Annotated in this window: 21 protein-coding genes; 12 read left to right on the top strand and 9 right to left on the bottom strand. The window is 69.8% G+C overall.

Annotated elements, in window-relative coordinates; translation table 11 throughout:
• On the bottom strand, positions 1–2,022 hold the full coding sequence (locus AC1DVT_RS00650) for a glycoside hydrolase family 15 protein (protein WP_477385644.1): 2,022 nt from the start codon (positions 2,020–2,022) through the stop codon (positions 1–3).
• 116 nt (positions 2,023–2,138) lie between these two features.
• Between AC1DVT_RS00650 and AC1DVT_RS00645 the strand changes: the two genes are divergently transcribed.
• Together AC1DVT_RS00645 and guaA are read left to right on the top strand one after the other, a co-directional pair.
• A complete protein-coding gene (locus tag AC1DVT_RS00645) occupies positions 2,139–2,618 on the top strand; it encodes a DUF3817 domain-containing protein (protein WP_457100131.1) in 480 nt (159 codons plus the stop codon).
• Positions 2,615–4,198: a glutamine-hydrolyzing GMP synthase gene (guaA, locus tag AC1DVT_RS00640; protein ID WP_477385642.1), complete on the top strand. Its 1,584-nt coding sequence runs from the start codon at positions 2,615–2,617 to the stop codon at positions 4,196–4,198. Before AC1DVT_RS00645 ends, guaA begins: the two co-directional genes overlap by 4 nt.
• A 9-nt stretch (positions 4,199–4,207) precedes the next feature.
• Here guaA and AC1DVT_RS00635 read toward each other — a convergent pair whose 3' ends face one another.
• Positions 4,208–5,236: an STAS-like domain-containing protein gene (locus tag AC1DVT_RS00635; RefSeq protein ID WP_477385640.1), complete on the bottom strand. Its 1,029-nt coding sequence runs from the start codon at positions 5,234–5,236 to the stop codon at positions 4,208–4,210.
• 200 nt (positions 5,237–5,436) lie between these two features.
• Here AC1DVT_RS00635 and AC1DVT_RS00630 point away from each other — a divergent pair, with 200 nt between their 5' ends.
• Entirely contained in the window at positions 5,437–5,886 is a 450-nt protein-coding gene (locus AC1DVT_RS00630) for a nitroreductase/quinone reductase family protein (RefSeq protein ID WP_477385638.1), read from the top strand.
• Positions 5,883–7,268, top strand: coding sequence for a glycosyltransferase (locus AC1DVT_RS00625; RefSeq protein WP_477385636.1), 1,386 nt, complete (start codon positions 5,883–5,885; stop codon positions 7,266–7,268). The genes AC1DVT_RS00630 and AC1DVT_RS00625 overlap by 4 nt, the downstream gene beginning before the upstream one ends.
• A 112-nt stretch (positions 7,269–7,380) precedes the next feature.
• Here AC1DVT_RS00625 and ligD read toward each other — a convergent pair whose 3' ends face one another.
• Positions 7,381–8,616: a non-homologous end-joining DNA ligase gene (gene ligD, locus AC1DVT_RS00620; RefSeq protein ID WP_477385634.1), complete on the bottom strand. Its 1,236-nt coding sequence runs from the start codon at positions 8,614–8,616 to the stop codon at positions 7,381–7,383.
• A 259-nt stretch (positions 8,617–8,875) separates the two neighbouring features.
• The gene (locus AC1DVT_RS00615; protein WP_457100125.1) at positions 8,876–9,802 is read right to left on the bottom strand and encodes a Bax inhibitor-1/YccA family protein; all 927 of its coding nucleotides are present in this window, start codon (positions 9,800–9,802) and stop codon (positions 8,876–8,878) included.
• 153 nt (positions 9,803–9,955) lie between these two features.
• Between AC1DVT_RS00615 and AC1DVT_RS00610 the strand changes: the two genes are divergently transcribed.
• The 6 genes from AC1DVT_RS00610 to AC1DVT_RS00585 all read left to right on the top strand — a co-directional run bounded on the left by AC1DVT_RS00610 (position 9,956) and on the right by AC1DVT_RS00585 (position 17,964).
• Positions 9,956–10,981: a glycerophosphodiester phosphodiesterase family protein gene (locus AC1DVT_RS00610; protein ID WP_477385632.1), complete on the top strand. Its 1,026-nt coding sequence runs from the start codon at positions 9,956–9,958 to the stop codon at positions 10,979–10,981.
• A 9-nt stretch (positions 10,982–10,990) separates the two neighbouring features.
• A complete protein-coding gene (locus AC1DVT_RS00605) occupies positions 10,991–11,971 on the top strand; it encodes an ABC transporter ATP-binding protein (RefSeq protein ID WP_477385630.1) in 981 nt (326 codons plus the stop codon).
• Positions 11,968–13,014, top strand: coding sequence for an ABC transporter permease (locus AC1DVT_RS00600; protein ID WP_477385628.1), 1,047 nt, complete (start codon positions 11,968–11,970; stop codon positions 13,012–13,014). Before AC1DVT_RS00605 ends, AC1DVT_RS00600 begins: the two co-directional genes overlap by 4 nt.
• A gap of 88 nt (positions 13,015–13,102) precedes the next feature.
• Entirely contained in the window at positions 13,103–15,463 is a 2,361-nt protein-coding gene (locus AC1DVT_RS00595) for an ATP-binding cassette domain-containing protein (RefSeq protein ID WP_477385626.1), read from the top strand.
• 177 nt (positions 15,464–15,640) lie between these two features.
• On the top strand, positions 15,641–16,759 hold the full coding sequence (locus AC1DVT_RS00590) for a fatty acid desaturase family protein (RefSeq protein WP_477385624.1): 1,119 nt from the start codon (positions 15,641–15,643) through the stop codon (positions 16,757–16,759).
• Positions 16,760–16,830: 71 nt separating this feature from the next.
• On the top strand, positions 16,831–17,964 hold the full coding sequence (locus AC1DVT_RS00585; protein ID WP_477385622.1) for an LLM class flavin-dependent oxidoreductase: 1,134 nt from the start codon (positions 16,831–16,833) through the stop codon (positions 17,962–17,964).
• Between the two features lie 11 nt (positions 17,965–17,975).
• Here the strand turns inward: AC1DVT_RS00585 and AC1DVT_RS00580 are convergent, their stop codons facing one another.
• The gene (locus AC1DVT_RS00580) at positions 17,976–19,013 is read right to left on the bottom strand and encodes an amidase domain-containing protein (RefSeq protein ID WP_477385620.1); all 1,038 of its coding nucleotides are present in this window, start codon (positions 19,011–19,013) and stop codon (positions 17,976–17,978) included.
• Positions 19,014–19,228: 215 nt separating this feature from the next.
• On the bottom strand, positions 19,229–20,107 hold the full coding sequence (locus AC1DVT_RS00575; RefSeq protein WP_477385619.1) for a CHAD domain-containing protein: 879 nt from the start codon (positions 20,105–20,107) through the stop codon (positions 19,229–19,231).
• 86 nt (positions 20,108–20,193) lie between these two features.
• On the opposite strand from AC1DVT_RS00575, the gene AC1DVT_RS00570 reads away from it, so the two are divergent.
• Positions 20,194–20,478: an ArsR/SmtB family transcription factor gene (locus tag AC1DVT_RS00570; RefSeq protein ID WP_457100116.1), complete on the top strand. Its 285-nt coding sequence runs from the start codon at positions 20,194–20,196 to the stop codon at positions 20,476–20,478.
• A complete protein-coding gene (locus tag AC1DVT_RS00565) occupies positions 20,475–20,870 on the top strand; it encodes a VOC family protein (protein ID WP_477385617.1) in 396 nt (131 codons plus the stop codon). The genes AC1DVT_RS00570 and AC1DVT_RS00565 overlap by 4 nt, the downstream gene beginning before the upstream one ends.
• 234 nt (positions 20,871–21,104) lie before the next feature.
• Here the strand turns inward: AC1DVT_RS00565 and AC1DVT_RS00560 are convergent, their stop codons facing one another.
• The 3 genes from AC1DVT_RS00560 to AC1DVT_RS00550 all read right to left on the bottom strand — a co-directional run.
• The gene (locus AC1DVT_RS00560) at positions 21,105–23,222 is read right to left on the bottom strand and encodes a RecQ family ATP-dependent DNA helicase (RefSeq protein ID WP_477385615.1); all 2,118 of its coding nucleotides are present in this window, start codon (positions 23,220–23,222) and stop codon (positions 21,105–21,107) included.
• Positions 23,223–23,269: 47 nt separating this feature from the next.
• Complete coding sequence (locus AC1DVT_RS00555; protein ID WP_477385613.1) at positions 23,270–24,385, bottom strand: Zn-dependent alcohol dehydrogenase; 1,116 nt, start codon at positions 24,383–24,385, stop codon at positions 23,270–23,272.
• 452 nt (positions 24,386–24,837) lie between these two features.
• Positions 24,838–26,540, bottom strand: a 1,703-nt coding sequence (locus AC1DVT_RS00550; RefSeq protein WP_477385611.1) for an ExeM/NucH family extracellular endonuclease, incomplete at its 5' end; no start/stop codon positions are given.

The raw sequence follows: 26,540 nt of genomic DNA, 5'->3' as shown, positions 1-26,540 counted from the left end.
TCAGTCGCCGGAACCTCCAGGCGGAGCGCTGCCGGCGGCATCCTCGCGGGCTTGGCGCGGCTTCGCCCCGAGATCTTCGTCGCCGCCCTTGTCGGGCTTCTGCGGTGAGGACGGTGACGCTCCCGGCTCCTGCTCCGTCACCGCGGCCTGCTCGCCTTCGGACTCGCCGCGCACGTAGGGCAGCCGGTCCTGCATCCCTCGTTCGGCGGCCGCGATCGCATCCGCCGCGCGGACGAGGGTGAGGTGCGACAGCGCCTGCGGGAGATTGCCCATCTGCCGACCGCGCTGCGTGTCGTACTCCTCGCTGAGCAGACCCACGTCATTGACGAGCGCGACAAGTCGTCCCATCAGCTCGCGGGCCTCGGCCACCAGACCCGACGCCGCATACTGCTCCACCAGCCAGAACGAGCAGGCCAGGAACGGATGCTCCGTCCCCGCCAGGCCGTCCACACCGGTCTCGGACCGGTACCTGAGGAGCAGGCCGTCCTGCATGAGGTCTTCCTCGATGGCGGCGACGGTGCCGAGCATCCGCGGATCATCCGCCTCGACGAAGCCGATCTGCGAAAGCTGGAGGAGTGCCGCGTCCACCTCCGTGGTGCCGTAGTGCTGCACGAACGTGTTGCGCTGCGGGTCATAGCCGTGGGCGAGGATCTCGTCGCGCACCTTGTCCCGGATGGCGGCCCATCGAGAGGGATCGCCGGGAAGGCCGAACTCCTCGATCCCCCGGACGCCGCGGTCGAACGCGGCCCACACCATCGCGCGCGAGTGCGTGAAATGCTGCTCGTCGCCGCGGATCTCCCAGATCCCTCGGTCGGCCATCTCCCAGTTCTGCTCGAGGAAGCCGAGCAGCGCACGCTGCAGCGGCCACGACCCCCGGGTCTCCTCGAGTCCCGCAGTGCGCCCGCCGTGGAGCGCGATCATCACCTCGCCGAAGATGTCCCACTGCCGCTGCAGGTAGGCGGCATTGCCGATGCGCACTGGCGCTGCTCCGCCATAGCCCGACAGCTCCGGGAGCTCGGACTCCGGCAGTCGGCGTTCACCCCCGATGCCGTACATGATCTGCACGTCCGCCGGGTCGCCGGCGATCGCACGAAGGAGCCACCCGCGCCACTCCTCCGCCTCGGCACGGTAGCCGTGCGTGATCAGCACCTCGATCGTGAGAGCGGCATCGCGCAGCCAGACATACCGGTAGTCCCAGTTGCGGACTCCGCCCTCATCCTCGGGAAGACTGGTCGTCGCGGCCGCGACGATGCCCCCGGTGTCCTCATGGGTGAGCGCACGGAGCACGAGCAGTGAGCGCTGCACGTGCTCGTCGAACGGGGCCGGCGGCTTGCTGCGCGCGGCCCAGTCCTTCCACCAGGCGATGGTCTGTGCGAGCGCGTCGTCGATGTCGAACGGCTCCGGCGGTTCGCGGTACGACGGGTACCAGGTGAGGGCGAGGTCGACTGTGTCTCCGTCGGCGACGGCGAACTCCGAGAAGTGCGCCAGGTCCTCGGCCTGGCGCCGCGGCCCGCGGAGCAGGACGGCATCCGGACCCGCGGTCGCGAGGAGAGCGGTGCCGCCGTCGAACGGCACCTGCCGCACCCACGGCGTCGCCGCGCCGTAGTCGAAGCGGAACCGGACGAGTTCGCGGAAGCGCACGGTGCCCTTGAGGCCCCGCACCCGGCGCACGAGGTTGGCCCGGCGGTCGTGCAGCGGCATGAACTCGATCACCTCCGCTTCGCCCTCGGCGGTGCGCCAGACGGTGCGCAGCACGAAGGTTCCGGGCAGGTACTCGCGCTCCACCTGCAGCACCTCGTCGATCGGCGCGAGCGCCCACTGCCCGGCCTCAGGCGAATCCAGCAGCGCGCCGAACATGCTGGCGGAGTCGAAACGGGGCATGCACAGCCAGTCGATCGCCCCCGACCGCGAGATGAGCGCCGCCGTGTGCAGGTCGCCGACCAGCGCATAGTCCTCAATCGGGCTCGGATGCCGCGGCGCGGCGCCGCCCGTGGTCGGGGGTTCTTCGGAGTCGGGCGTCATGACTCGAAGCTATGCGTGTCACCTCGCGATGTCACCGGATTGCATTCCGGCCGAGGAGTGCCTATGGAGCCTCGCGCGGGCCGGGCCCCCGGCATCCCGCGTCTAGACTTGAACCCATGCCCGCCGCCCCCAAGCTCGCCACTTTCCCGGCCATCCGGGGTGCGCTGAAGTTCTACCAGGTCGCCTCGATCATCACCGGCACGATGCTGCTGCTGCTCTGCGCCGAGATGATCGTCAAGTACTTCTTCGGGTACGAGCTGTTCCTCGGCGGGTCGGGTGGCTTCCTCTGGTTCGCCCCCGTCGTCGAGGGTCCGACCGGTCACGAGTCGACCGGCGACGGGGTGAACCTGTCGCTCGGCATCCTGGTCGCGCACGGCTGGTTCTACGTCGTCTACCTCTTCGCGTGCTTCCGCATGTGGAGCCTGATGCGCTGGCAGCTCCCGCGCTTCCTGCTGCTCGCCCTCGGCGGCATCATCCCCTTCCTCTCCTTCATCCTCGAGGGGCGCGTCGCCCGCGAGGTGCGGCAGTATCTCGCACAGCGCGAGGCTGCCGAACTCGAGGCCCACCCCGCTCCAGCGACAGAAAGCACCCGTTGACCGAGCAGACCGAGACTTCCCAGCGACCCGTCCTCGTCGTCGACTTCGGCGCGCAGTACGCGCAGCTGATCGCCCGCCGCGTCCGCGAGGCCGGCGTGTACAGCGAGATCGTCCCGCACACGTCTTCCGCGGCCGAGATCGCGGCCAAGAACCCGGTGGGCATCATCCTCTCCGGCGGACCGTCATCGGTGTATGAGCCGGGCGCTCCGGCGCTCGACCCCGGCGTCTTCGACCTCGGGGTCCCCACGCTCGGCATCTGCTACGGCTTCCAGGTCATGGCGCAGGCACTCGGCGGCGAAGTCGCCAACACCGGACTCCGCGAATACGGAGCGACGGATGCCGCGGTCACGGGTGGCGGCGGCGTGCTGCTGGGCGGCCAGCCCATCGAGCAGAACGTGTGGATGAGCCACGGCGACCAGGTCTCCCGCGCACCCGAAGGCTTCGACGTGCTCGCCTCGACGTCGGCCACCCCCGTGGCCGCGTTCGGCAGCGACGAGCGTCGTTTCTACGGCGTGCAGTGGCATCCGGAGGTCAAGCATTCCGACCACGGCCAGCAGGTGCTGGAGAACTTCCTGCACAAGGCCGCCGGTCTCCCCGCCGACTGGAACAGCGGCAACGTCATCGCCGAGCAGGTCGACAAGATCCGCGCCCAGGTCGGCTCGGGTCGCGTGATCTGCGGACTCTCCGGCGGCGTCGACTCCGCCGTTGCGGCAGCCATCGTGCACAAGGCCGTCGGAGACCAGTTGGTCTGCATCTTCGTCGACCACGGTCTCCTCCGAAAGGACGAGCGCGAGCAGGTCGAGAACGACTATGTCGCCTCCACCGGTGTTCGGCTGGTCACCATCGACGCTCGCGAGCAGTTCCTCACCGCGCTCGCCGGGGTCTCCGACCCGGAGACCAAGCGCAAGATCATCGGGCGCGAGTTCATCCGCAGCTTCGAGCAGGCCGAGGCCGACCTCGTCGCCGAGGCCGCGGCCGACGGTGAGCCGATCCGCTTCCTCGTGCAGGGCACCCTCTACCCCGACGTCGTCGAGTCCGGCGGGGGCTCGGGGACCGCGAACATCAAGTCGCACCACAACGTCGGCGGGCTCCCTGAGGACCTGCAGTTCGAGCTCGTCGAGCCGCTGCGCACCCTCTTCAAGGACGAGGTGCGCGCGATCGGCCGCGAGCTCGGTCTTCCCGAGGTGATCGTCGGCCGACAGCCCTTTCCGGGCCCCGGGCTCGGCATCCGGATCGTCGGCGAGATCACCGCTGACCGTCTCGAGATTCTGCGCGATGCCGACGCGATCGCCCGCGAGGAGCTGACCCGCGCCGGTCTCGACAACGAGATCTGGCAGTGCCCGGTCGTGCTGCTCGCCGACGTGCGGTCAGTAGGAGTCCAGGGCGACGGCCGCACCTACGGCCACCCGATCGTGCTGCGGCCGGTCTCATCCGAAGACGCGATGACCGCGGACTGGACGCGCCTGCCCTACGACGTGCTCGCCCGGATCTCCAACCGCATCACCAATGAGGTGCGCGAGGTCAACCGCGTGGTGCTCGACGTCACGTCGAAGCCGCCGGGGACCATCGAGTGGGAGTGATCCGACGGGTCAGCCGACCGTGCGGCGCACCCTGTCGATCATGAGCTGCACTCCCTGATTCGCTCCGAACACCTCGAGCGCGGTACCCGGGTGCTCAGTTCGCCACACGCGGAAGAGCTCGTCGGCGAAGCCCTGCCCGATCAGTTCGACGCCCGTGAAGTCGAGTTCGACGCGCGTGAACTGCTCGAGCCCCGCAGCGAACCGCTTGGCCTCGCTGCGACTGATGAAGTCGCCGGCCACCGGGACGAGCTGAATGCGCGGAGTCGTTCGGTGAAAGCCCGACTCCTCGTCGGCGTACGCGTCGAAGACCGCGACCAAGTCGCGCTGCGTGTCGAGGTCGAGTATGAGTACCACGGTCGTCCCTGCACCGCTCGAGACGCCGAAGGCGACGTCTTCGATCAGGTTGTCGAAGACGACCCGAAAGCCGTTGGCCGAGATGTCGAAGCTGTCCACAGCCTTGGAAGTGAAGAAGATCCCTTCGCCGGAGTGGTGTGCCGGCGCGGTCGTCCTCTTGCCCTTGGTGATCTCGACGACGGCATCTGCCGGGCCTGACAGGCCGGCCAGGGTCGCGAGGTTTTCAAACACCCCGACGCCGTCATCGCCGATCGCGATGCGCGCGGTGCGGTCGGCGAGCGCAGCATCGACAACGACTGTGGAGCCTCTGGAGTGATCGATGGCGTTGTTCACCATCTCCGTCACCGCGTAGTTGAGGATCGCCCGAGCCCGGACGGGCAGCGCGCCGATGTGGCCCTCGAGCTCGTCCCGCAGGCGCCTCCAGACGTCATCCTCGCTCAGGTTCTCGAGGACGAAGTCGTCGCGCCAGCTCCACTCGGGTCGTGTCACCCCGGCCAGTGCCGTCGACGTGGCGCCTCGATGCGCCTGCCACTCGCGCATGAGCGTCGCGCGATCGAATCTGCGATGCCCCCCGGGGGTCATCTCTGCGCTCAGCACACCCAGATCTGTCAGCTGTCGAACGCGGCTCACCGAGAGGCCGACCAGTTGGGCGGCGTCCTTTATCGAGAGCGGGCGTTCCGCCACGAAGGCGACTCCTTACGTGAATCAACAGCCAGCAATCGCCGGTTGATTCATTCTGGTGATTTCTAGGGCAAATATCAACAATGTTGTTGAATTACGGCGGTGCTCGGCTGTGCTGGCGTCATGAGTCGCGTAAGAATCACCAATGAGTGTTGATTTTGAACCACGACTGCGTCGAGGAGTACGGCAAGATGTAAGGCGTGATGGCGCGCTACGTGAAGCCCTCCCGGATCGATGTCGCCTTCAACGGGATGATGGGCGGGCTCGGTCGCATGGGAGTTTCGTTGGCGGGCAGCCGCGTGCTCGCGGTGCGCGGCCGCACCAGCGGTGAATGGCGCACAACGCCGGTCAACCCGCTGCACCTCGGCGGCGAGCGATTCCTCATCGCCCCCCGGGGGCACACGCAGTGGGTGCGCAACCTGCGCGTCTCGGGCGAGGGTGAACTGCGGCACGGGCGCCGTGTCGAGGTGTTCCGCGCTGAGGAAGTGACGGATGCCGACAAGCCGGCCATCCTGCGGGAGTACCTGCGGGTCTGGGCCTGGGAGGTGGGCAGGTTTTTCGAGGGTGTCGATGCCTCGGCCTCCGACGCCAAGCTCGCGGAGCTCGCGCCCGACTTCCCCGTGTTCCGCATCGAGACGGTGAGGTCGGCATGAGCGACGTGAGCGGTTTCGCGACCGCGGGACCTCTGCCCGACGCCGAGTATCTCGTCTTGGCGAGCCGGCTCGTGCCCGACCGCGACGGCGGGTTCACGATCTCGGTGCTGCGCCGCGCCCTCGACATGGCCGGGGCCGGGGCGGCCCCTACGCTGCTCACCATCGATCCGGGCGAGACCGCCGACCACGACGCCGACCGCGCCGAGTGGGTCAGGCGCGGACTCCTGGCCGAGCCGGCCGCACTGCGGAACCTCTTCGATGACGCCCGGGCCGACCCCTCCTGGCTGCGCGCGGCGGCGCTGCCCGGGCCGGTGCCCGAGTCGGAGTGGCCGTACCGGCCGATCGCCGATGCGGTCGGTGCCGTCGTGCTCGAGCTGCCCGTGGTCAGCGGCGACCCGGCCTGGCACCTCACCGACGCGCCGGTGCGGGTGTGGCGTGACGGCGACATCGTGGGGTGGCTGCCCGGCTACGCCGGGCTGTACCGAGCGTGGGTCAATGCCGTCGCGGCGCGGGCGAACAAGCCCGTGGTGCTGCTGTGCGAGGCGCGTCAGGTCGGCGAGGCCCTCGTGGCCCCGGGCGAGCCCGCCCTCGACCCCGCCGTGCGGATCCTGCACACGACCCACGCCTGTCACGTGCTCGCGCCGTTCGCCTGGGATTCGCCCATCGAGCCGGCCTGGGAACGGTGGTTCGCCGTCGCGGATCGGTTCGACGCCGTGCTGTGGCTCACGCCGAGCCAGCAGCGGGATGTCGAGCGGCGCGTGGGACGCGGCATCCGCTCGTTCGTGGTCCCGCATCCCGCGCAGGCGCCGGCAGCCGTCGAGCCCGCGTCGGTTGCCGGGCGGATCGTGATGCTCAACTCGCTGATCCCGCGCAAGCGCGTCGACCACGCGGTGCGTGCGATGGTCGCGGTGCGGGCCGCGGTGCCGCACGCGCAGCTGCACGTTTACGGCGACGGCGCGCAGCGCGCCGAGCTCGAGGCGCTCGCGGATGAACTGGGTCTCTCCGATGCCATTGAACTTCGGGGTCACACGGCGGATACGACCCAGGCGTGGGCGCAGGCTGACGCGTTCGTGCTGGCGAGCACGAACGAAGGACAGCCGCTCGTGGTGCTCGAGGCGCTCGGCGCCGGGGTGCCGGTGGTGAGCTACGACCTGCCGTACGGCCCGCGCGACACCCTCGCCCAGGGCGGCGGCGTGCTCGTGCCCGACGGCGACATCGACGCCCTCGCGGCCGACCTGATCGCGGTGCTCGGCGACCGCGACCTGCGCGCGCGGCTGTCGGCGGAGGGGCTGGCCGCGGCGGCGGAGATGGATGCCGCTGCCTCGATGCACGCGCTGGGTGCGGCCGTGCGCGCCGCCCTCGAGCACCCCGTCCGGCGCTGAACCCCTTCGCCGGTCGGACAGTTGAGGGGATCTCGGCAACTGAGGGCGGATTGGCGCACGGCATCCTCAGACAGCCGGATCTCCTCAGCAGCCCGGCACTTTCAGGCGGCGGCTAGGGCCGTCCTGGCCAGGTCTTTCCGGCCCACGGGTCGTAGTCGGCGAGCAGTTCGCCTTGGGCCGGGCGCTCCGGCTCGGGCACGTGCTGCAGGTTGATCCGCACGCGATACCAGAGCGAGCTCGACCCGCGCATGCCGTCGATCAGCACATCGGCCGGATGCAGCTGCGCGGCCACCTCGGCGTTCGCCGCGATCCAGGTCTGGAGCATTTCGAGTGCTTCCGACTTGGTCTTGGTGCGGGCGACCTCGATGAGCGGCATCGTCGAGGCGCGCCGGCCATCGGCCGAGGTGCCGCGCGGGGGCTTCTCGGCCGGGCCCAGCTCGTCGGCGAGCCGGAGCAGCCCCGCGAGCGAGCCGACCGCGTCGTCGATGCCCGCGTGCGCGTCGCCGCGCTCGGCGAACCGCTCGAGCACCGTCGGCACCGTGAACTCCTCGGGGAGCCGGATGCCTACCTCGTCCCAGTCCAGCGGCATCGACACGCGCGCGTCGGGGAGCGCGCGCACCGAATACGCGGATGCCACGGTGCGATCCTTCGCGTTCTGGTTGAAGTCGACGAACACGCTCTCGCCGCGCTCCTCCTTCCACCAGCGCGCCGTCGCGAGTCCGGGTGCGCGGTTCTCGACCTCGCGGGCGAGGGTCTCGGCGGCGAGCCGCACCGCGGTGAAGTCCCACTCCGGAGCGATCCGCACCAGGATGTGCAGGCCGCGGGATCCGCTCGTCTTGGGCCAGCCCACGAGCCCGTAGTCGTCGAGTACCTCGCGCGCGACCATGGCCACATCGACGATCTGCCGCCACTGCACCCCCGGCATCGGGTCGAGGTCGACGCGCAGCTCGTCGGGATGATCGAGATCTTCGGCGCGGACCGGGTGCGGGTTGAGGTCGAGGCATCCGAGATTCACGACCCAGGCGAGGCCTGCGGCGTCCCGCACCACCGCCTCCTCGGCCGAGGTGCCGCGGGCGTAGTGCAGCGTCGCGGTGTCGATGTAGTCGGGGTGGTTCTCGGGCACCCGCTTCTGGAAGAAGGGCTCGGCGCTGATCCCCTTGACGAAGCGCTTGAGCACCATCGGCCGGCCGCCCGCGCCCCGGAGCGCTCCGTCCGCGACGGCGATGTAGTACTGCACGAGGTCGAGCTTGGTCACCCCCGCCTGCGGGAAGACGACCTTGTCGGGGCTCGACACCCGCACCTCATGGCCGTTCACCTCGAGGAACGTCTCGGTCGACTTCGCGCTCACCCCTCCACGCTAAGGGCGGACGGATGCCGCGGCCAGGCCTATGCGGGTGATCGGCGGCATCTCTCCCCGCCCCGGTACGCCTCTCCTCCGCTGGACGGAGGGGATGGGGCGAGGGGAGGACCCAACTCGCGGCATCCGTCCTCCGCTCCTCGGGTCACCTCCGCTCAGCGGAGGGAGGGGCTCTGGGAGCGACGAGAGGGGCGCCGGAGACGACGGAAGGGCCGTCCCAGATGGGACGGCCCTTCCGGCAGAACTGCAGCTAGTTGCTGCCTCGGAGGATCGCGAGGATGCGCAGGATCTCGATGTACAGCCAGACGACGGTCACCATGATGCCGAAGCCGCCGAGCCAGCCGTACTTGCGGGGAGCGCCGTTGCGGACGCCCTGCTGGATCGAGTCGAAGTCCAGCACCAGCGAGTACGCCGCCATGATGACCACGAGCACGCCGATGATGAGGCCGAGCGGGATGCCGAAGACCTGCTGGCTGTAGATGCCGAACGGGCCGGCGCTGTCGGGGCCGCTGAAGGCGCCGAACATCATCATCACGACGTTGATCAGGCCGAACACCAGGTAGCCGATCATCGCGATCATGAAGACCTTGGTCGCACGCTTGGAGGCGCGCACCTTGCCGCTGGCGAACAGGGCGAGGGTGACGCCGACGACGGCGAGCGTCGCGACGGTGGCCTGCACGACGATGCCGGGCCACAGGTACTCGAAGTAGGCCGAGATGCCACCGACGAAGAGGCCTTCGAAGGCGGCGTACCCGAAGATCAGTGCCGGGCGGATCGCCTTGCGCGAGCCGAAGGCCACGATCATTGCGAAGACGAAGCCGCCGAGCGCGCCGATCGTCCACGGCAGGAACGTGGGCTCCGGGTTGGTCACGGTCACCGGCGACATCGTCCACACCCAGCCGACGGCCGCGGTGGCCAGCAGCACGACGAACAGGGCGAGGGTCTTCAGGACCGTGTCCTCGACGGTCATCCGGCCGGTGTCGATGGCGTTGGCCGAGGGTGCGACGAACGCGCCCTCGAGCCGTGCCTGCGTCGCGGCATCCAAACCAGCCTGCGACGTCGTCGCATACTGGGTGGTCGCGCCCAGGTTCGCAGCCTGCGGGCCGCCCGGGTAGCTCTTGACGGCGCGGGGATCCTGGAACGCCGGGTTGTTGAATGCGGGGTTTGACGTTGCCATGCCCGTTCACACTCCAAAGTCGGTGCACAGCGATGTGCTGTGTGGATCAACGATAACTGATAGAGGAGGGGCGAGTTCGGCGCGGTTCTGGGAGACGGCTATGAGGATCGACGGCTCGGCGCGGGCCGCGCGCGCCGCGGATAGCCTGGACGGATGCCGCGCACCCGTCCGCTCGTCATCGGGCATCGAGGTGCGCCGGGTTACCGGCCTGAGCACAGCCGGTCCTCGTACGACCTCGCCCTGGCGATGGGAGTGGATGCCGTCGAGCCCGACATCGTCATCAGCCGCGACGGCGTGCTCGTGGTGCGGCACGAGAACGAGATCGGATCCACGACCGATGTCGGCACCCGCCCGGAGTTCGCCGACCGCCGTACGACGAAGACGGTCGACGGCGTAGAGCTGACCGGATGGTTCACCGAGGACTTCACGGCCGCCGAGCTCACCTCGCTGCGCTGCCGCGAGCGCCTGCCCAAGGTGCGGGCGACGAGCGCCTCCTTCGACGACAGCCAGCCGGTGCTGCTGCTCCGTGACGTGCTCGACCTCGTGCGTGTGGGTTCGCTGGAGCAGGGCCGCGAGATCGGCGTCGTCCTCGAGATCAAGCACGCCACCTACTTCGCCGGGTGCGGCTGGGACATGGCCGCCCTGATCGAGGCGGAGCTGCGGGCGGCGGGCTGGGCGGACGGCGAGCTGCCCCTGATCCTCGAGTCGTTCGAGTCGACGGTGCTGCAGCAGCTGCAGGAACGCGGCATCCGGGGCACCTACATCTACCTGCTCGACGCCACCGGGAAGCCGGTCGACCTGGTCGCGGCACAAGGCGCCAAGGCCCCGACCTACGCGCAGACCGCGAGCCCAGCCGGGCTGGATGGCCTGGTCGGACGGGTCGACGGGATCAGCGTCGCCAAGCGGATGATCCTCGGCCCCGACCGGCTGGGCCGCGTCGCCGGGCCGTCGAGCCTCGTCGCCGACGCGCACGCCCGTGGCCTCCAGGTGTTCACCTGGACCTGCCGACCCGAGAACACCTTCCTGGTGGGGCAGTTCCGCGGCCGTGGCGGATCCGCCGCATTCGGCGATTGGGAGGCGGAGTGGGCGGTGATCCGGGATTCCGGAGTCGACGGCGTCTTCGTCGACCACCCCGACCTCGGCATGGCGTTCTTCGGTTCGCCGTCCAACCATCCCTAGAGTGGGGCGATGACTGCCCCCGGCATCGCCGCCAGAGGTGTGCGACGCTCCTTCGGAGACGTCCACGCCGTCCGAGACGTCGGGTTCGAGGCCCAAGCCGGCCGGATCACCGGCCTGGTCGGCCCGAACGGCGCAGGCAAGACGACCCTGCTGCTCATGCTCGCCTCGCTGCTGGCGCCCGACGACGGCGAGCTGCGCGTCGGCGGAGTCGACCCGGTGACGCATCCGCAGGATGCGAGGCGGCTCGTCGGCTGGATGCCCGACGCGCTGGGCGCATGGCCTTCACTGACGGCCCGCGAATCGCTCGTGGTGACGGGACGGCTGTACGGGATGCCGCGCGCCGCCGCCGAGCAGCGGGCCAACGCGCTGCTGCACCGGCTGACTTTCGCCGACCTCGCCGACGTCCCGGCGCGCGTGCTCTCGCGCGGGCAGAAGCAGAAGCTCGGGCTCGCGCGTGCCCTGGTGCACGACCCCCAGGTGCTGCTGCTCGACGAGCCGGCGTCGGGGCTCGACCCGCAGGCGCGCGTGCAGCTGCGCGAGCTGCTGCGGCAGCTGGCCGGCGAGGGACGCACGATCCTCATCTCGAGCCACATCCTCATCGAGCTCGAGGAGCTCGTCGACGATGCCGTATTCCTCGTCGCGGGCCGCACGGTCGACCCGGTGCAGGCGGCAGCGGGAACGCAGCGGGCCTGGCGGATCCGAGTGGCGGGCGAGCTCGACCTCGACGCGGTCGTCCGCGCGCTGGGGATCAGCACCGCGGACGTGCGAGCCGATCGTGGCGCGGCCCTCGTCGCGTTCGAGTCCGAAGACGCAGCCGCTGCCGGGCTGCGCGCGCTGGTGACGGGTGGAGTTGCGGTCATCGAGTACGGGCCGGTGCTGGGCTCGCTCGAGACCGCCTATCTCGACCTCGACTCGCGGGCAGCGCCGCCGCCGCCGGCGGAGCCCGCCGACGAAGCGCCGGCCGACGGGTCGCAGGGGGAGGCCTCATGAACCTCGATCGGATCGGCACGATCGTGCGGCTGGAGCTCACGCAGCGTGTGCGAAGCGTCGCCTGGTACGTCCTGCTCGGAGTCTTCGCCGTCCTGCTCCTGCTGGTGACCGTGCTCTCGTTCCTCGCCTTCTCATCCCAGGAGACGAGGGGCGGGAGCGTCTACGCGGTCGTCGTCTATTTCGTGCTCCTGCTCGTCGTGCTCGTCTCGCCGACGCTGAGCGGCAACGCGATCAATGGGGATCGGGATGCCGCGACGCTCGCTCCCGTGCAGGTCACGCTCGCCACGACCGGCGAGATCGTCTTGGGCAAGTTCCTGGCTGCGTGGGTCACGGGGCTCGCGTTCCTTGCCGTAGCAGTGCCGTTCATCGTCGCGAGCACCATCGCGGGTGGGGTGGGCATCGCGACGATGGCGATCTCCCTGCTCGTACTGATCGTCGAGACCGCGATCGTCGCGGCGATCGGCGTCGCACTGAGCGGCATCCTCGCCCGCCCGCTCTTCTCCGTCGCATCGACCTATCTGGTCGTCGCCGCGCTCTGTGTCGGCACCCTCATCGCGTTCGGCCTGAGCGGCGCCGTCGTCCGGTCCGAAGCGACCAGCTCGTACCGCAGCATCGAATTCGACAGCCAGGGCAATCCCGTCGAGCCGCAGACCTGCGGACCGTGGCAGACCGACACCTACGAGATGCCACGCTACGACTACGTGTGGTGGATGCTGACGCCGAACCCCTTCGTGATCCTCGCCGACGCCACCCCCGCAACCTTCGACCGATCCGGGTACCCGGTGGATCTGTTCAGCCAGATCAAGACAGGCATGCGGTTGGCTCAGCTCCCGCCCGACCTCGAGTACGTCTGGGACGACTGCGATCGCGTGACCCAGCAGAGCAGCCAGCCGGCGCCGCGAGAGCTCCTCGACAGCACGGTGCCGAGTTGGTTCGTCGGCCTCGCGCTGCAGCTCGTGCTCGCCGCGGGACTCCTCTGGTGGGCATGGGCACGCACGCGCACCCCCGCGCGTCGGCTTCCCCCCGGTACCCGCATCGCCTGAGTCGCCGTCGACGGCGGGCAGCGGCATCCGTCCCTCTGGTTGAATCGGACAGGCGAACGAAGCGGTGTCGCCGCGGATGGAGACGAGCATGACCACGGACCCGAAGACTGCGCCGGCGGACAGCCACGACCTGATCCGGGTGCAGGGCGCGCGCGAGAACAACCTCAAGGACATCAGCGTCGAGCTGCCCAAGCGGCGCCTGACGGTGTTCACCGGGGTGTCAGGATCGGGCAAGAGCTCGCTCGTGTTCTCGACGATCGCCGCGGAGTCGCAGCGGATGATCAACGAGACCTACAGCTCGTTCGTGCAGGGGTTCATGCCGTCGCTCGCACGCCCAGACGTCGATGTGCTCGACGGTCTCACCACGGCGATCATCGTCGACCAGGAGCGGATGGGCGCGAACTCCCGCTCGACGGTCGGCACGGTCACCGACGCGAACGCCATGCTGCGGATCCTGTTCAGCAGGCTCGGGATGCCGCACATCGGGTCGCCGCAGGCGTTCTCGTTCAACGTCCCCTCGGTGAAGGGCGGCGGGGCGATCACGATCGAGGGCAAGGGGACGATCCGGCGCAGCTTCGCCCAGACCGGCGGCATGTGCCCTCGTTGCGAGGGGATGGGGTCGGTTTCGGACATCGACCTCACGCAGATCGTCGATGAGTCGAAGTCGCTCGCCGGCGGCGCCATCACGGTGCCCGGCTACACCGCCGACGGCTGGTCGGTGCGGATGTTCACCGAGTCGGGCTTCTTCGATGCCGACAAGCCGATCCGCGACTACAGCAAGACCGAGCGCGACGACCTGCTCTACAAGGAGCCGGTCAAGGTGAAGATCAACGGCATCAACATCACCTACGAAGGGCTCGTCCCGAAGGTGCAGAAGTCGATGCTGTCGAAGGACGTCAACGCGATGCAGCCGCACATCCGCGCGTTCGTGGAGCGGGCCGTCGCCTTCACCGCGTGTCCGGAATGCGGCGGCACGCGCCTCAGCGAAGGCGCACGGGCGTCGAAGATCAAGGGCATCAGCATCGCCGACGCCTGCGCGATGCAGATCAGCGACCTCGCCGAGTGGGTGCGGGGACTGGATGAGCCCTCGGTCGCACCGCTGCTGGCGAACCTGCGCGACGCCCTCGACTCCTTCGTCGACATCGGCCTCGGCTACCTCTCGCTCGACCGGCCTTCGGGCACGCTCTCGGGCGGCGAGGCGCAGCGCACCAAGATGATCCGGCACCTGGGATCCTCGCTCACCGACATCACGTATGTCTTCGACGAACCGACGATCGGCCTGCACCCGCACGATATCCAGCGGATGAACCAGCTGCTGATCCAGCTGCGCGACAAGGGCAACACCGTCCTCGTCGTCGAGCACAAGCCCGAGGCGATCGCGATCGCCGACCACGTCGTCGACCTCGGTCCGGGCGCCGGATCGGCCGGCGGCGAAGTCGTGTTCGAGGGGACGGTCGCGGAGCTCCGGGCCAGCGGCACGCTGACCGGTCGGCACCTCGACTACCGCGCTTCGGTGAAGGCGGCGGTGCGCACGCCCTCCGGAGTGCTCGAGGTGCGCGGCGCCGACAGCCACAACCTGCAGAACGTCGATGTCGACATCCCCCGAGGCGTGCTCTGCGTCATCACCGGGGTCGCCGGCTCGGGCAAGAGCTCGCTCATCCACGGCTCGGTCGCACCGCAGGACGGGGTGGTGACCATCGACCAGGGCGCGATCCGCGGCTCGCGGCGCAGCAATCCGGCGACCTACACGGGCCTGCTCGAGCCCATCCGCAAGCAGTTCGCGAAGGTGAATGGCGTCAAGCCTGCCTTGTTCAGCGCGAACTCCGAGGGCGCCTGCCCGAACTGCAACGGCGCCGGGGTGATCTACACCGACCTGGGCGTGATGGCCAGCGTCTCGACGGTGTGCGAGGTCTGCGAGGGCAAGCGATTCGACCAGTCGGTGCTGGAATACCACCTCGGCGGGCGCGACATCAGCGAGGTGCTCGGGATGTCGGTGACCGAGGCGGAGGAGTTCTTCAAGGCCGGCGAGGCCAAGCTGCCGGCCGCGCACACGATCCTCAAGCGGCTCGCGGACGTCGGGCTCGGCTACCTCACTATCGGCCAGCCGCTCACCACCCTGTCGGGCGGGGAGCGGCAGCGACTCAAGCTCGCCACCCACATGGGCGAGAAGGGCGGGGTGTACGTCCTCGACGAGCCGACCACCGGCCTGCACCTCGCCGATGTCGAGCAGCTGCTCGGCCTGCTCGACCGGCTCGTGGACTCCGGCAAGACCGTGATCGTCATCGAGCACCACCAGGCCGTGATGGCGCACGCCGACTGGATCATCGACCTCGGCCCTGGTGCTGGACACGACGGCGGGCGGGTCGTCTTCGAGGGCACACCGGCCGACGTGGTCGCGGATCGGTCCACCCTGACCGGGCAGCACCTGGCCACCTACGTCGGGGCCTGATCCGGCCCGCGCCGAACGCGGCTGAGCAGCTCCCTCCAACCTGTGAGCCGTCCAGGTAGGGGGCGTAGCGTCCCGTTCATGGACACGAAAGTGACTGCGATCGGGTTGGTTCCCGCCCGCGGCAAGGCAGGTGGCTCCACCCGCCGCTAGCGGGCGTCCGCCGAGGGACGAGTCATCATGAGCCTCGTTCGCACGACGACAGCGCGGACCGCAGGAGCCCCCCGGGGGGCCAGCGAATTCTCCGAGCTCGCGCGACGGGTCCGCGACAGCGGACTGCTGCGTCGCAGATACGGCTACTACTGGACCAAGCTGATCGCGCTGCCGCTGGTGCTGGTGGCGTGCCTGGTGGCCTTCGTCTTGATCGGCGACACCTGGTGGCAGCTGTTCACCGCCGCGGCGCTCGCGGTCGTGCTCACGCAGATCGCGTTCCTGGGCCACGATGCCGCGCATCGGCAGATCTTCGTGTCGGGCCGGTGGAACGACTGGGTCAGCCTGGTGCTGGCCGACCTGCTCGTGGGTCTGAGCTACGGCTGGTGGCAGCACAAGCACACCCGGCATCACGCCAACCCGAACAAGATCGAGGCGGACCCCGACATCGAGGTGCCGGTGATCGCCGTGGCCCCGGATCGGGTCACGGTGCACCGCTCGCCGCCGTTCGCCTGGTTGCGCGCGCATCAGGGGCTGTTCTTCTTCCCCGTCCTGATGCTGGAGGGCCTGTCGCTGCACGCCTCCGGCGTGCGCCGGGTGTTCTCGCGCGGACATCTCGATCGGCGCTGGGTGGAGATCGGCTTCCTCAGCTTCCGAATCGGCGGATTCCTCGTCCTGGTGTTCCTCGTGCTCTCCCCCGGGATCGCCTTCGTCTTCCTCGGCATCCAGCTCGGACTGTTCGGCCTCTATATGGGCATGTCGTTCGCGCCGAACCACAAGGGGATGCCGATCGTGCCGCGCGGCGTCGTGCTCGACTTCCTGCACCGTCAGGTCATGATGAGCCGCGACATCCGCGGTCCTCGTCTGCTCGACGTGGTGATGGGCGGGCTCAATTACCAGATCGAGCACCACCTGTTCCCGTCGATGCCCCGGCCGCACCTGCGCCGGGCCGCCGCGATGATCTCGGAGTACTGCCGCGAGCACGATGTGCCGTACACCGAGACGGGACTGTTCACGTCGTATGCCATCGTGGTCCGCTACATCAACCGCGTGGGGATGGGGGAGCGCGACGTCTTCACGTGCCCGCTCGTCGCCGACCGCGCCGCGATCGGGGCGCCGGTGCACAAGGCGATCGAAGCCGGCGTCTGATCCAGGTCGTCCGCGGGTCGAAGTGTGACGTTCGACTCCGCGGTGCTCGGCGTGCTCCCTAGCCTGTTGAGGTGACGCCCTCGACTGCCCCCTCGCCCCCCTCGGACGACAAGGTCGTGCTGGATTGGTTCCTCCCGCTCACGGGTGACTCGCGCACCGACCTGAGCATGGGCAGCGCGACCAGCAACGAGCGGATCGCGAGCGCGCAGCGCGAGCCGAGCATCGCCTATCTTTCGCAGATCGCCCGCGCCGCGGAGCAGCTCGACTTTCAGTCGGTGCTCGTGCCGGTGGGCAGCGGCAACGAGGAGAGCTGGACGATCGCCACGGCGCTGACCCAGCACACCCGCACCCTCGAATACCTCATCGCCGTGCGCCCCGGCCTGATCTCGCCGACCCTGCAAGCGCAGATCGCGTCCACCTTCCAGACCATCAGCGGTGGGCGGCTGCGGATCAACGTCGTCGTGGGCGGCGAGGACTTCGAGCAGAAGCGGTTCGGCGACCACCTCGGCCACGACCAGCGATACCGCCGGGCGGCGGAGTATGTCGGCATCCTGAAACGGCTCTGGGCGGGCGAGCGCGTGACTCACCAGGGCGAGTTCTTCCATGTGGAAGACGCCTACGTCAACTCGCCGGCATCCATTCCCGAGATCTACCTCGGCGGATCATCGGATGCCGCGATCGAGGTCGCGGCGGAGCACGCCGATGTCTATCTGACTTGGGGCGAACCGCCCGCGCAGGCGGGGGAGAAGATCGAGCGGGTGCGGGAGGCCGCTGCCGCGCGCGGGCGCACGCTGCGCTTCGGCATCCGTCTTCACGCGATCGCACGGCCGGAGTCCGACCAGGCGTGGGCCATCGCCGACGCGCTCGTCGCGGGCCTCGACCCCGAGCTGATCGCGCGCAAGCGGACGGCGTTCGCCACCTCGGGATCCGTCGGCCAGCAGCGACAGGCGGCCCTCAGCGGCGGCGGTGGCACGACCCGCGCCGACCTCGAGATCCACCCCGGCCTCTGGGCAGGCGTCGGGCTCGTGCGCGGCGGCGCGGGCACGGCGCTCGTCGGCAGCTACCGGGAGGTCGCCGACCTCATCGAGGAGTACCACTCGTACGGCTTCACCGAGTTCGTGATGTCGGGGTATCCGCATCTCGAGGAGGCGTACTGGTTCGCCGAGGGCGTGCGGCCCGAGCTCGGCCGGCGCGGCCTGCTTTAGTTCGCCGCCGCTCAGGGGATCGAGTAGATCCGCACCGTCGACCCGGACGACTTGTCGAGCAGCGTCGCCGGGAACGGGCGGTACTGGCCGTCGGTGTTGTGGCTCGCGAACGAGATCACCGGGCCGTCGGGGGAGTACTCGACCCGCGAGACGGTCATGGTGTGATCCAGCCCGGGGCCGGTGTCGCCCCAGTTGAAGATGCCGACGTCGCCCACGCGCACGCGGTCGAGGTTGTCGGCAGTCGCGTAGGTGAAGCCCTGCGCGGCCAAGTAGGCGTCGAGGTCGGGCGTCGAGCGCCACGCCTTCGACGCCTTCCACGGCCCGCCCGAGTTCCATGCGGCATCCATCACCCAGCCCCGCGCGAGCAGCCCCTGGCTCGCGAAGTTGACGCAGTCGCCGCCCGCCGGGTTGTAGTCGCCCCACACTGCCGTGTTGTAGTCGTTCGCGTGGGCGAGGAGGTAGTCCACCTGGGCGGCTGCGGAGCCGCCGGTCGGTTGCGCGCTCGAGCCTTTCGCAGCGGCGATGATCGTGTCGCGGTAGGCCTGAGCGTCCGCACGCACCGCGTCCGCGGCGGTCGACGCCGCCTCGAGGGCGGCGGCGAGCTTCTCCGGCTGCGCTTTGCGCAGCTTTTTGATCTGCGCGTAGAGGGCGGCTTCGACGCCCTGCTCGGCATCCGACCAGTCCGCGAGCACGTTCTCGGCGCCCGCGACGGCCGCCTTCTGGAATGCTGCGACGGCGGTGCTCATGGCGTCGGCAGCCGCGGCGGTCTGCTCATCGGTCGGCTGTGCGGCGCCGGCCGCGTCGCGTGCGGACGCGAGGGCAGCGGATGCCTCGGCCGGCGCGACCGAGGACGATACGGCGGTCGCGGCATCGGCGATGGCGACGAGGTCGGCGAGGGTGTGGCGCACTTCCGCGGCGGCCGCGGCGCCCGCGATCCGGGGGACGACGACGGCGGCGAGCACGATCAGGACGATGACGAGCAGCACGCCGGCGCGGCGGCGCCGGAACATGCGGCGGCGCGCGGCACGTTCTCGCGCGGACAGGCTCACCGCGCGAGGATATCCCGGCTCGCGCGTGGAACCGGGAGGTGGCTCAGCAGGTCGCGGACTCGACTTTGCACGAGGTTCCGGGGCCTTCCTCCGGTGAGCGGAGGGGATCGGCCGGGGGGAGGGTCGGATGCCGCGAGTCGGTCCTCCCCTCGCCTCATCCACTCCGGCCGGCGGAGGGTCCCGCCGGAGGTCGGGCCGTACGGCGTCTAGTTGAACTAGGCGGCGATGGCCTCGACGGCGTGGGCAAGCTTCGGCGTGGCGCGGTCGACCCCATCGAGCGCGGCCTCGGCGAGGGCGCGTGCGGCCGCGGCCAGATCGTCGTAGCCCGAGGTCTGCTCCTGCGCGCGCCCCGCCCGGACGCGCGCCCGCTCGATGCGCCGCACGAGAAGCAGGGCATCGCGGTGATCGCCGAGGCGCTTCTGGATGCGATGGGCAGCCGTGCCGACGCGGCGGGTGCGCCGCCCGAACAGCCCCGGCGGGTCGATCATCGCGGCCTCGACGGCGTACCGCAGCCCGCGGGCGCTCTTGCGGTACTCGTGCTGGGACTCGAGCGAGCCGGTCATGTCCTCCGCCGTGCGCAGCGTGTCCTCGCCTTCTCGGGCCAGGGTTGTTTTGAGGAAGGATGCCGGGGCCGCGGCATCCGGAGTCATCGGCGGATTCGCGGCGAAGTCGTGCAGGCGGGCACGAGTGGCGCGCAGGCGTTCGAGGTCGTGGATCTCGAGGAGGCGCTGGTACGCGGCCGTGGCCGCTGCGCGCTCGGTCGCGATGAGTCGCTCGTGCAGCCGGGGGTCGTCGCGCGCGGACGGGAGGTCGGCGAGCAGCGACTCGGCCTGGGCGGCGGCCACCTCGCGGTCGCGGACGACGCCGAGGGCCGCGCCCCACTCGCGGAGCTGGAGGCGCAGCTCGTCGACGGCGAACGGGTCGAACAGGTCGCGGAACACCTTGAGCGTGCTGCGCAGCCGCCGGACGACGTTGCGGTGCTCGTGCACGCCCTCCGGCTCGCGGGCCAGCATCGCCCGCTCGGTCTCGTCGAACTGCCGCACGAGCTCGCGGAGGGCGTCGGTGATCACGTCACCCGCGAGGAGGTCAGGCATGCGATCCACCATGCTCGCTGTCGGCGCGCTGGGCAATCCCCGCGTCCACCTTGATATGCAAGTAATCACTTGCCTATCATGGACTCGTGGTGGATGTCTTCCGAGCGCTCGACGATGAGACGAGGCGGCTGATCCTCGACGAGCTGTCGGCGCGGGACGGGCAGACCCTCTTCGAGATCTGCACCGTGCTGCTGACCCGGCACGGTCTCGGCCACACGCGGCAGGCCATCTCGCAGCACCTCGGCGTGCTCGAGGAAGCGGGCCTGGTCGTGACGGAGCGACGAGGTCGCTCCAAGTTCCACTACTTCACCCCCGCACCGCTCGCCGAGATCACCGAGCGGTGGCCCCAGAGAAAGAGGACCGGACCATGAGAATCGAACTCACGAGCGTGTTCGTCGACGATCAGCGAGCCGCGCTCGCCTTCTACACCGAGGTGCTCGGCTTCACGAAGCACCACGACGTCCCGCTCGGCGAGGACTTCTGGCTCACCGTGCTCTCGCCCGAGGGCGGGGCGGAGCTGCTGCTCGAGCCGTCGAAGCACCCGGCGGTGGGGCCCTATCGCGACGCGCTCGTGGCGGATGGCATCCCGCTCGCTCAATTCGCGGTCGACGATCTCGCCGCCGAGCACGCCCGGCTGACTGAGCGGGGCGTGGTGTTCACCCAGCCTCCGACCGACATCGGCATGGCGATAGTCGCCGTCTTCGACGACACCTGCGGCAACCTCATCCAGCTCATCGAGGCGAAGACGGATGCCGCGCCCTGACGCCCCCTTGGATCGCCGGTCTGCGAAATGAGGCCGATGCCGGCTGCTGGGCGCCATTTGTGAGACCAGGACGCCTCGCTCGGACCGTTCTCCCGTGGGGGCAGCTCCCAGTCAGCGCCGGACCGCGCGTGGTAGCCTTCAGGTGATAGGCGGATTTCTCATCCGTCTCGCCCCGGCCGCGTGGTAACGGTCGGGGCTTTTTCTTTGCCCGAGTTGAGCGTCGGTCTGCCCGACTCAGCCGCGGAGCGCGAGGGCGAAGGGCAGCACCGCGGTCGCTCCGGCGGCTCGCAGCTCGCGCGCGGCCACGGTCATCGTCCACCTGCTGTCGACGAGGTCGTCGATGAGCAGCACGGGACCGGCCGGCACGTCGAGAGGCGCCGCACTGAACCGCTGCCAGACTCCGGCGAGCCGGAAGGCGCTGTTGCCGCCGGGCCCACCCACAGGGCCGCCATCCACGAGCTCGAGGGTACCGAGCAGCGGCATGCGTCCGACATCGGCGATGCCGCGCGCCAGGGTGCTCACCAACTGCGGCTTCGAGCGCGACGGCATCGCGACCACGGCGACCGGACGCTCGGGCCACCCCCAGTCGGCCAGCACCCGGACGCACGCGGCGAGCACGTTCGGTGGCACTGGGGTGTCCGCGGCGCTCGCCGCGAACAGCTCGCGCAGCGTTCCGCCCCACCCGAGGTCGGTGAGGCGGGCGAGCGCCCTTCCCTCGTCCGACTGCTCGCCGGCGGCGATGCGGCCCCGCACGGGCACGCCGAGGCGGTCGGCTCCCGTCGGCCACTGGCGGCGCGGTTCGATCGGCACGCCGACGCGATCGAGGGCGGCGGATGCGGCATCCGTCGCGTTCTTGCCGATCGCGGTCGCGAACCAGGCGCCCGCGCAGTTGTCGCAGCGACCGCACGGCGTCGCGGTGTCGTCGTCGAGGGAGCGCTGCAGGAACTCCATGCGGCACGCGCCGGTCTCTTCGTACTCGATCATGTGCTGCTGCTCGGCGATGCGCTCGGCGGCGATCCGGCCGTAGCGCTCGTCGTCGTACGTCCACGGCCGCCCGGTCGCGATCCAGCCGCCCTGCACGCGGCCGACCGCTCCGTCGACGTCGAGCACCTTGAGCAGCAGTTCGAGCGGAGTGCGACGGATGTCGACCATGGCCTCGAGCGCCGGCGTCGACACCGGGGCACCCGAGGCGGACAGGGCCGAGAGCACGCGCTCGGCGCGCTCACGGTCGGGCATCGACGCCGTGGCGAAGTAGTGCCAGATGTCGCGGTCTTCGACGCCGGGGAGCAGGAGCACATCGGCGGAGGCGGTGGCGCGGCCGGCGCGGCCGACCTGCTGGTAGTACGACACCGGCGACGAGGGCGCGCCGAGATGGATGACGAAGCCGAGGTCGGGCTTGTCGAATCCCATGCCCAGGGCGCTGGTCGCGACGAGCGCCTTGACCCGGTTGTTCTTCAGGAGGGACTCGGATTCCTCGCGCTCGTCCGGGTCGGTCTGGCCCGTGTACGCGCGCACCTCGTATCCGCGGTCGCGGAGGAGCCGGGCGGTGTCGTTCGCGGCCGCGACGGTGAGCGTGTAGATGATGCCCGAGCCGGGGAGGTCGCCGAGGTGGCTGATCAGCCACGCCAGCCGGCTCGGTGCGTCGGGCAGCCGGAGCACGCCCAGCCGCAGCGAGGTGCGCGCGAGAGGGCCGCGGATGACGAGGACCTCGGGTGACGCGCCGCTCTCGTCGAGCGCGCCGAGCTGCTCGGCGACATCCGCCACGACCCGGCTGTTGGCAGTCGCCGTCGTCGCGAGCACGGGAACCCCGGCGGGGATCCGGGCGATGAGGTCGCGCAGCCGGCGATAGTCGGGGCGGAAGTCGTGGCCCCAGTCGCTGATGCAGTGCGCCTCGTCGACGACGAGCAGTCCGATCCTCGGCACCAGCTGCGGCAGCTGCTGGTCGCGGAACGACGGGTTGTTGAGCCGCTCCGGAGACACCAGCAGCACGTCGACCTCGTCGCGGTCGAGCTGCGCGAGCACGTCGCTCCACTCGTGCGCGTTCGTCGAGTTGATCGCGACCGCCCGCACACCGGCACGCTGCGCCGCGGCGATCTGGTCGCGCATGAGCGCCAGCAGCGGCGAGACCAGCACGGTGGGCCCGGCGCCACGCCGGCGCAGCAGCAGCGTCGCGACGAAGTACACCGCCGACTTGCCCCACCCGGTGCGCTGCACCACGAGGGCCCGGCGGCGGCCGTCGACCAGCGCCTCGATCGCCTCGAACTGGCCGTCGTGGAAGTCCGCGTCGTCACGGCCGACGAGCGTGCGCAGGATGTCGAGTGCCTGGGCCCGCACGGGCGTAGTCGAGGTCATCGCTCTACCCTGCCCCATGCCACCGACGCGGCGAGCCGCGAGCCGAGTCAGGAAGACGGCATCGAGGGGATGAGGAGCTGGCGCAGCGCGTCTCCGGATGCCAGCCGGTCCAGGCTGTCTTCGGCGTCTGCGAGCGGCCGACGTGCGCTGATCAGCTCATCCACGAAGAGCCGCCCGGCCATGTACTCGTCGACCAGCCAGGGAATGTCCCGCGAGGGGCGGATGCCACCGTAGTTGGAGCCGATGATCCGCTGATCCAGGTCGACGAGCGTCTGGGGCTCGAACGAGACCTTGGTTCCGGCGGCGGGAATGCCGACGACAACGGCGCTTCCACCGATTGCGAGCATCCGAATGCACTGGTCTGTGACCGGCGCCTTGCCGATCGCGTCGAACGCGTAGTCCACCCCCTCCGGGAGGAGCTCACGCACACGGTCGGCGACATCCTGTCCAGGCTCGATGACGATCACGTCGGTCGCGCCGAGGCGAACCGCGAGCTCCGTCTTGTCGTCACGCACGTCGACGGCGATGATCCGCTCCGCCCCCGCGAGCCGGGCCCCCTGAACGATCGAGAGCCCGACGCCCCCGCAGCCGACGACCGCCACCGTGGCGCCGGCAGGCACCTGGGCCGTATTACGCACTGCACCGACACCGGTGGCGATGGCGCAGCCGATGATCGAGATCGCTTCTAGCGGTGCGTCATCGCGCACCTTGATAGCTCCGGATGCCGGCACCACGGCCCGCTCGGCGAAGGCCGATGTGCCGAGATAGTGGTGCAGGCGCTCGTCACCGATGCTGAGCCGGGTCGTACCGTCGTTGAGGGTGCCGCCGAGCGCGACGATCCCCGCCGCCACCTCGCACCGCACCTCACGCCCGAGCAGGCAGTTGCGGCACTCGCCGCAGGGGGCTACCCAGGAGAGGACGACATGATCGCCGACCTGCAGATGAGAGACCCCCTCACCGAGAGCTGTCACGATTCCACTGCCCTCGTGTCCCATCACCAGCGGGACCGGCAGCTCCCACTCGCCGCGCCGGACATGCAGGTCGCTGTGGCAGACGCCGGCCGCCGCGATGGCGACCTCGACCTCACCTCGCCGCGGGGGGTTCAGCTGGACCTCCTCGAGGGAGACGGGCTCACCGGCATCCCGGAAGACGATGGCTTTCATGCTGTCGGGGCGCCACTCTCAGTGGTGGTCATGCGGTGGTCTCCTACAGCATTCGGGTTGCCAATGTCCGAGAGCCTAGGTATCGCCCGAGGTAGAGGACAACCCGGATATGCACGATGCCAACCATAGGGTTAGCCTATGGTTGCCTCGGGGCGGCCCTTGTGCGGCTATCGGTGCAGTGGAAGCATGCAGCCATCGGAGACGTGGGTGCGAGTCGGACGAGGACAACAACTTCACCTGGGTCAAGTTCTTCCTCGACCGGCATGGGGAGACGCGGCACCGAACGGCATTGCATCCGTCACGGTCACCGGAAACTCTGGATGCGTCCCCGCGATCGTCTGTGGGTTCGGCGGAAACCCGTGAAGCGACGATCCGTCGTCACTGACACAGGGCGCTGACCCCGAGTGTGCGCGTCCGGGATCGTTTCCGGGCCCGCACACTGCTTTGGCCTGTCAGCGGGTGCTGACCGCGGCGCTCGTGCTCGGCGATACGTTCGCGGGGTCGTTCGGGACGAACGTCGCCGTATACGTGTGCTTGCCCTTCGGCAGGGTCGCCGAGACGAGGCCGGTCACCACATCGAACGTCTGGACTACCGTGGTTCCCTCGCGAATCTCGATCTTCCCTGAGGGCAGACCTCCGTTGTCCGTCATGACCGTGACGGTCGCCAGCGACAGCGGGCCGCGGGCGTTTCGTGTCACGGCCAGGCTTGTCGTGGTCGTGACCTTCTTGACTGTGACGTTCACCGGCGATGACAGCGAGCTCGACACCGCTCCATCGCCCGCGTACCGGGCGACGATCGCATAGGCGCCGGCGGGCGTCGTGGACGGCAGGAGGAATGTGGCCGTTCCGTCCTGCAGTGTGGCAGTGCCGAGCACGGTGTCACCGGCGACGAACTCGACCGAGCCCGAGGCGGCCAAGCCGGCGGCCACGGTCGCCGTGAGCGTCACGCGTGAAGACGAGCCGAACACCTGGCTGCTCGGTGAGGCGGTCAGGGTGGTGGTGGATGTCGCCAGCCCGGCCTCGAGGCCGACGACGACCGGGTCGTGGTCGGAGGACCGGTACGCGTCCGCAGCGTAGAAGAGCGTGCCGTGGTAGTTGTACCGGCTGTACTCGAGGGCGAGGGACTCTTCGGCATTGATCTCCCAGATGTCCGCGCCGGTCGTGCGCTCCAGCGCCGGGCCGTTCAGCAGCACGTGGTCGAGCGACCCCGACAGCCCGCTGAACGAGTACGAATACTGCCCCGGCGCGAGGTGCGATGCAGCGTCGGTGTACCCCGCGGCGTAGAGCAGCCGCAGCGGGTCCTCCTGCGTGTAGGAGTTGAAGTCGCCGACGAGCGCGACCGATTCGACGTCACCCTGGATCGTGGGCACCCAGTCGCGCAGTGCGGTCGCCTGCCGGACCCGGGACTCGTTCGAGGCGCCCTGCCCGTCGCCCGCATCGACGTCGCCCGGCCATGGGCCCGCCGAGCCTTTCGACTTGAAGTGGTTGACGACGACGAGGATCGGCTCGCGACCGCCGGCCGGCGTGAAGACCTGGCCGATGGGTTCGCGGGCATTCTCGAACGCCTGGCCCGCTGCGCTGGCTGTGCCGAGCGCCCGCGCGTCGCCGGTCCGCTCCACGGTGGCGGTCCGGTAGATCAGGGCGTTCGTGATCGTGTCCTGCAGCGCAACCGCGGGCAGCTCTGCGGACGACGGGACGAATGCCCAGGTACCGGCACCGGCTGCCGCGTTGAGTGCGTCGACGAGGGCGCCGAGTGCCTCGTCCGGGGTCCCGTCGACCCGAGCCGAGTTCTCGATCTCGAGCAGTCCGACCACGTCGGCGTCGAGTGCATTGATCGCGGCGACGATCTTGTCCTGCTGGCGCTGCAGGTCCGCCGGATCCCACGCCCCGCGCTGGTCGCAGCCTTTCTCGACCGTCACGCCGTCGCCGGTGCGGTCCGTGAACGGCACGCAGGTGGTCGTGGCGGCGCCGAGCGTCGTGAAGTAGTTGAGCACGTTGAACGAGGCGACCCGCAGGTCGCCGCCGATCTCGGCGGGGGCCGCGGCGCGGTCGTTTTCGAAGGTGGCAGGCGGGCCGCCGCCGGCCAGGTACGGGGTCGTCGGGTTGAATTTCCAGACGTTGTTCCGGTAGTCGACGATGACCGACTGAGTAAAGG

Source organism: Microbacterium sp. P2_F9, from assembly GCF_056403635.1.
The sequence above is the reverse complement of the archived record's forward strand: the minus strand, read 5'-3'. Positions and strand labels throughout refer to the sequence as shown.

Coding starts and splice junctions, on each gene's coding strand:
- AC1DVT_RS00555 (WP_477385613.1), bottom strand. CDS start 24,385: ATGAAAGCCATCGTCTTCCGGGATGCCGGTGAGCCCGTCTCCCTCGAG.
- AC1DVT_RS00600 (WP_477385628.1), top strand. CDS start 11,968: ATGAACCTCGATCGGATCGGCACGATCGTGCGGCTGGAGCTCACGCAG.
- AC1DVT_RS00615 (WP_457100125.1), bottom strand. CDS start 9,802: ATGGCAACGTCAAACCCCGCATTCAACAACCCGGCGTTCCAGGATCCC.
- AC1DVT_RS00625 (WP_477385636.1), top strand. CDS start 5,883: ATGAGCGACGTGAGCGGTTTCGCGACCGCGGGACCTCTGCCCGACGCC.
- AC1DVT_RS00565 (WP_477385617.1), top strand. CDS start 20,475: ATGAGAATCGAACTCACGAGCGTGTTCGTCGACGATCAGCGAGCCGCG.
- AC1DVT_RS00590 (WP_477385624.1), top strand. CDS start 15,641: ATGAGCCTCGTTCGCACGACGACAGCGCGGACCGCAGGAGCCCCCCGG.
- AC1DVT_RS00575 (WP_477385619.1), bottom strand. CDS start 20,107: ATGCCTGACCTCCTCGCGGGTGACGTGATCACCGACGCCCTCCGCGAG.
- AC1DVT_RS00605 (WP_477385630.1), top strand. CDS start 10,991: ATGACTGCCCCCGGCATCGCCGCCAGAGGTGTGCGACGCTCCTTCGGA.
- AC1DVT_RS00560 (WP_477385615.1), bottom strand. CDS start 23,222: ATGACCTCGACTACGCCCGTGCGGGCCCAGGCACTCGACATCCTGCGC.
- AC1DVT_RS00595 (WP_477385626.1), top strand. CDS start 13,103: ATGACCACGGACCCGAAGACTGCGCCGGCGGACAGCCACGACCTGATC.
- AC1DVT_RS00650 (WP_477385644.1), bottom strand. CDS start 2,022: ATGACGCCCGACTCCGAAGAACCCCCGACCACGGGCGGCGCCGCGCCG.
- AC1DVT_RS00610 (WP_477385632.1), top strand. CDS start 9,956: ATGCCGCGCACCCGTCCGCTCGTCATCGGGCATCGAGGTGCGCCGGGT.
- AC1DVT_RS00630 (WP_477385638.1), top strand. CDS start 5,437: ATGGCGCGCTACGTGAAGCCCTCCCGGATCGATGTCGCCTTCAACGGG.
- AC1DVT_RS00645 (WP_457100131.1), top strand. CDS start 2,139: ATGCCCGCCGCCCCCAAGCTCGCCACTTTCCCGGCCATCCGGGGTGCG.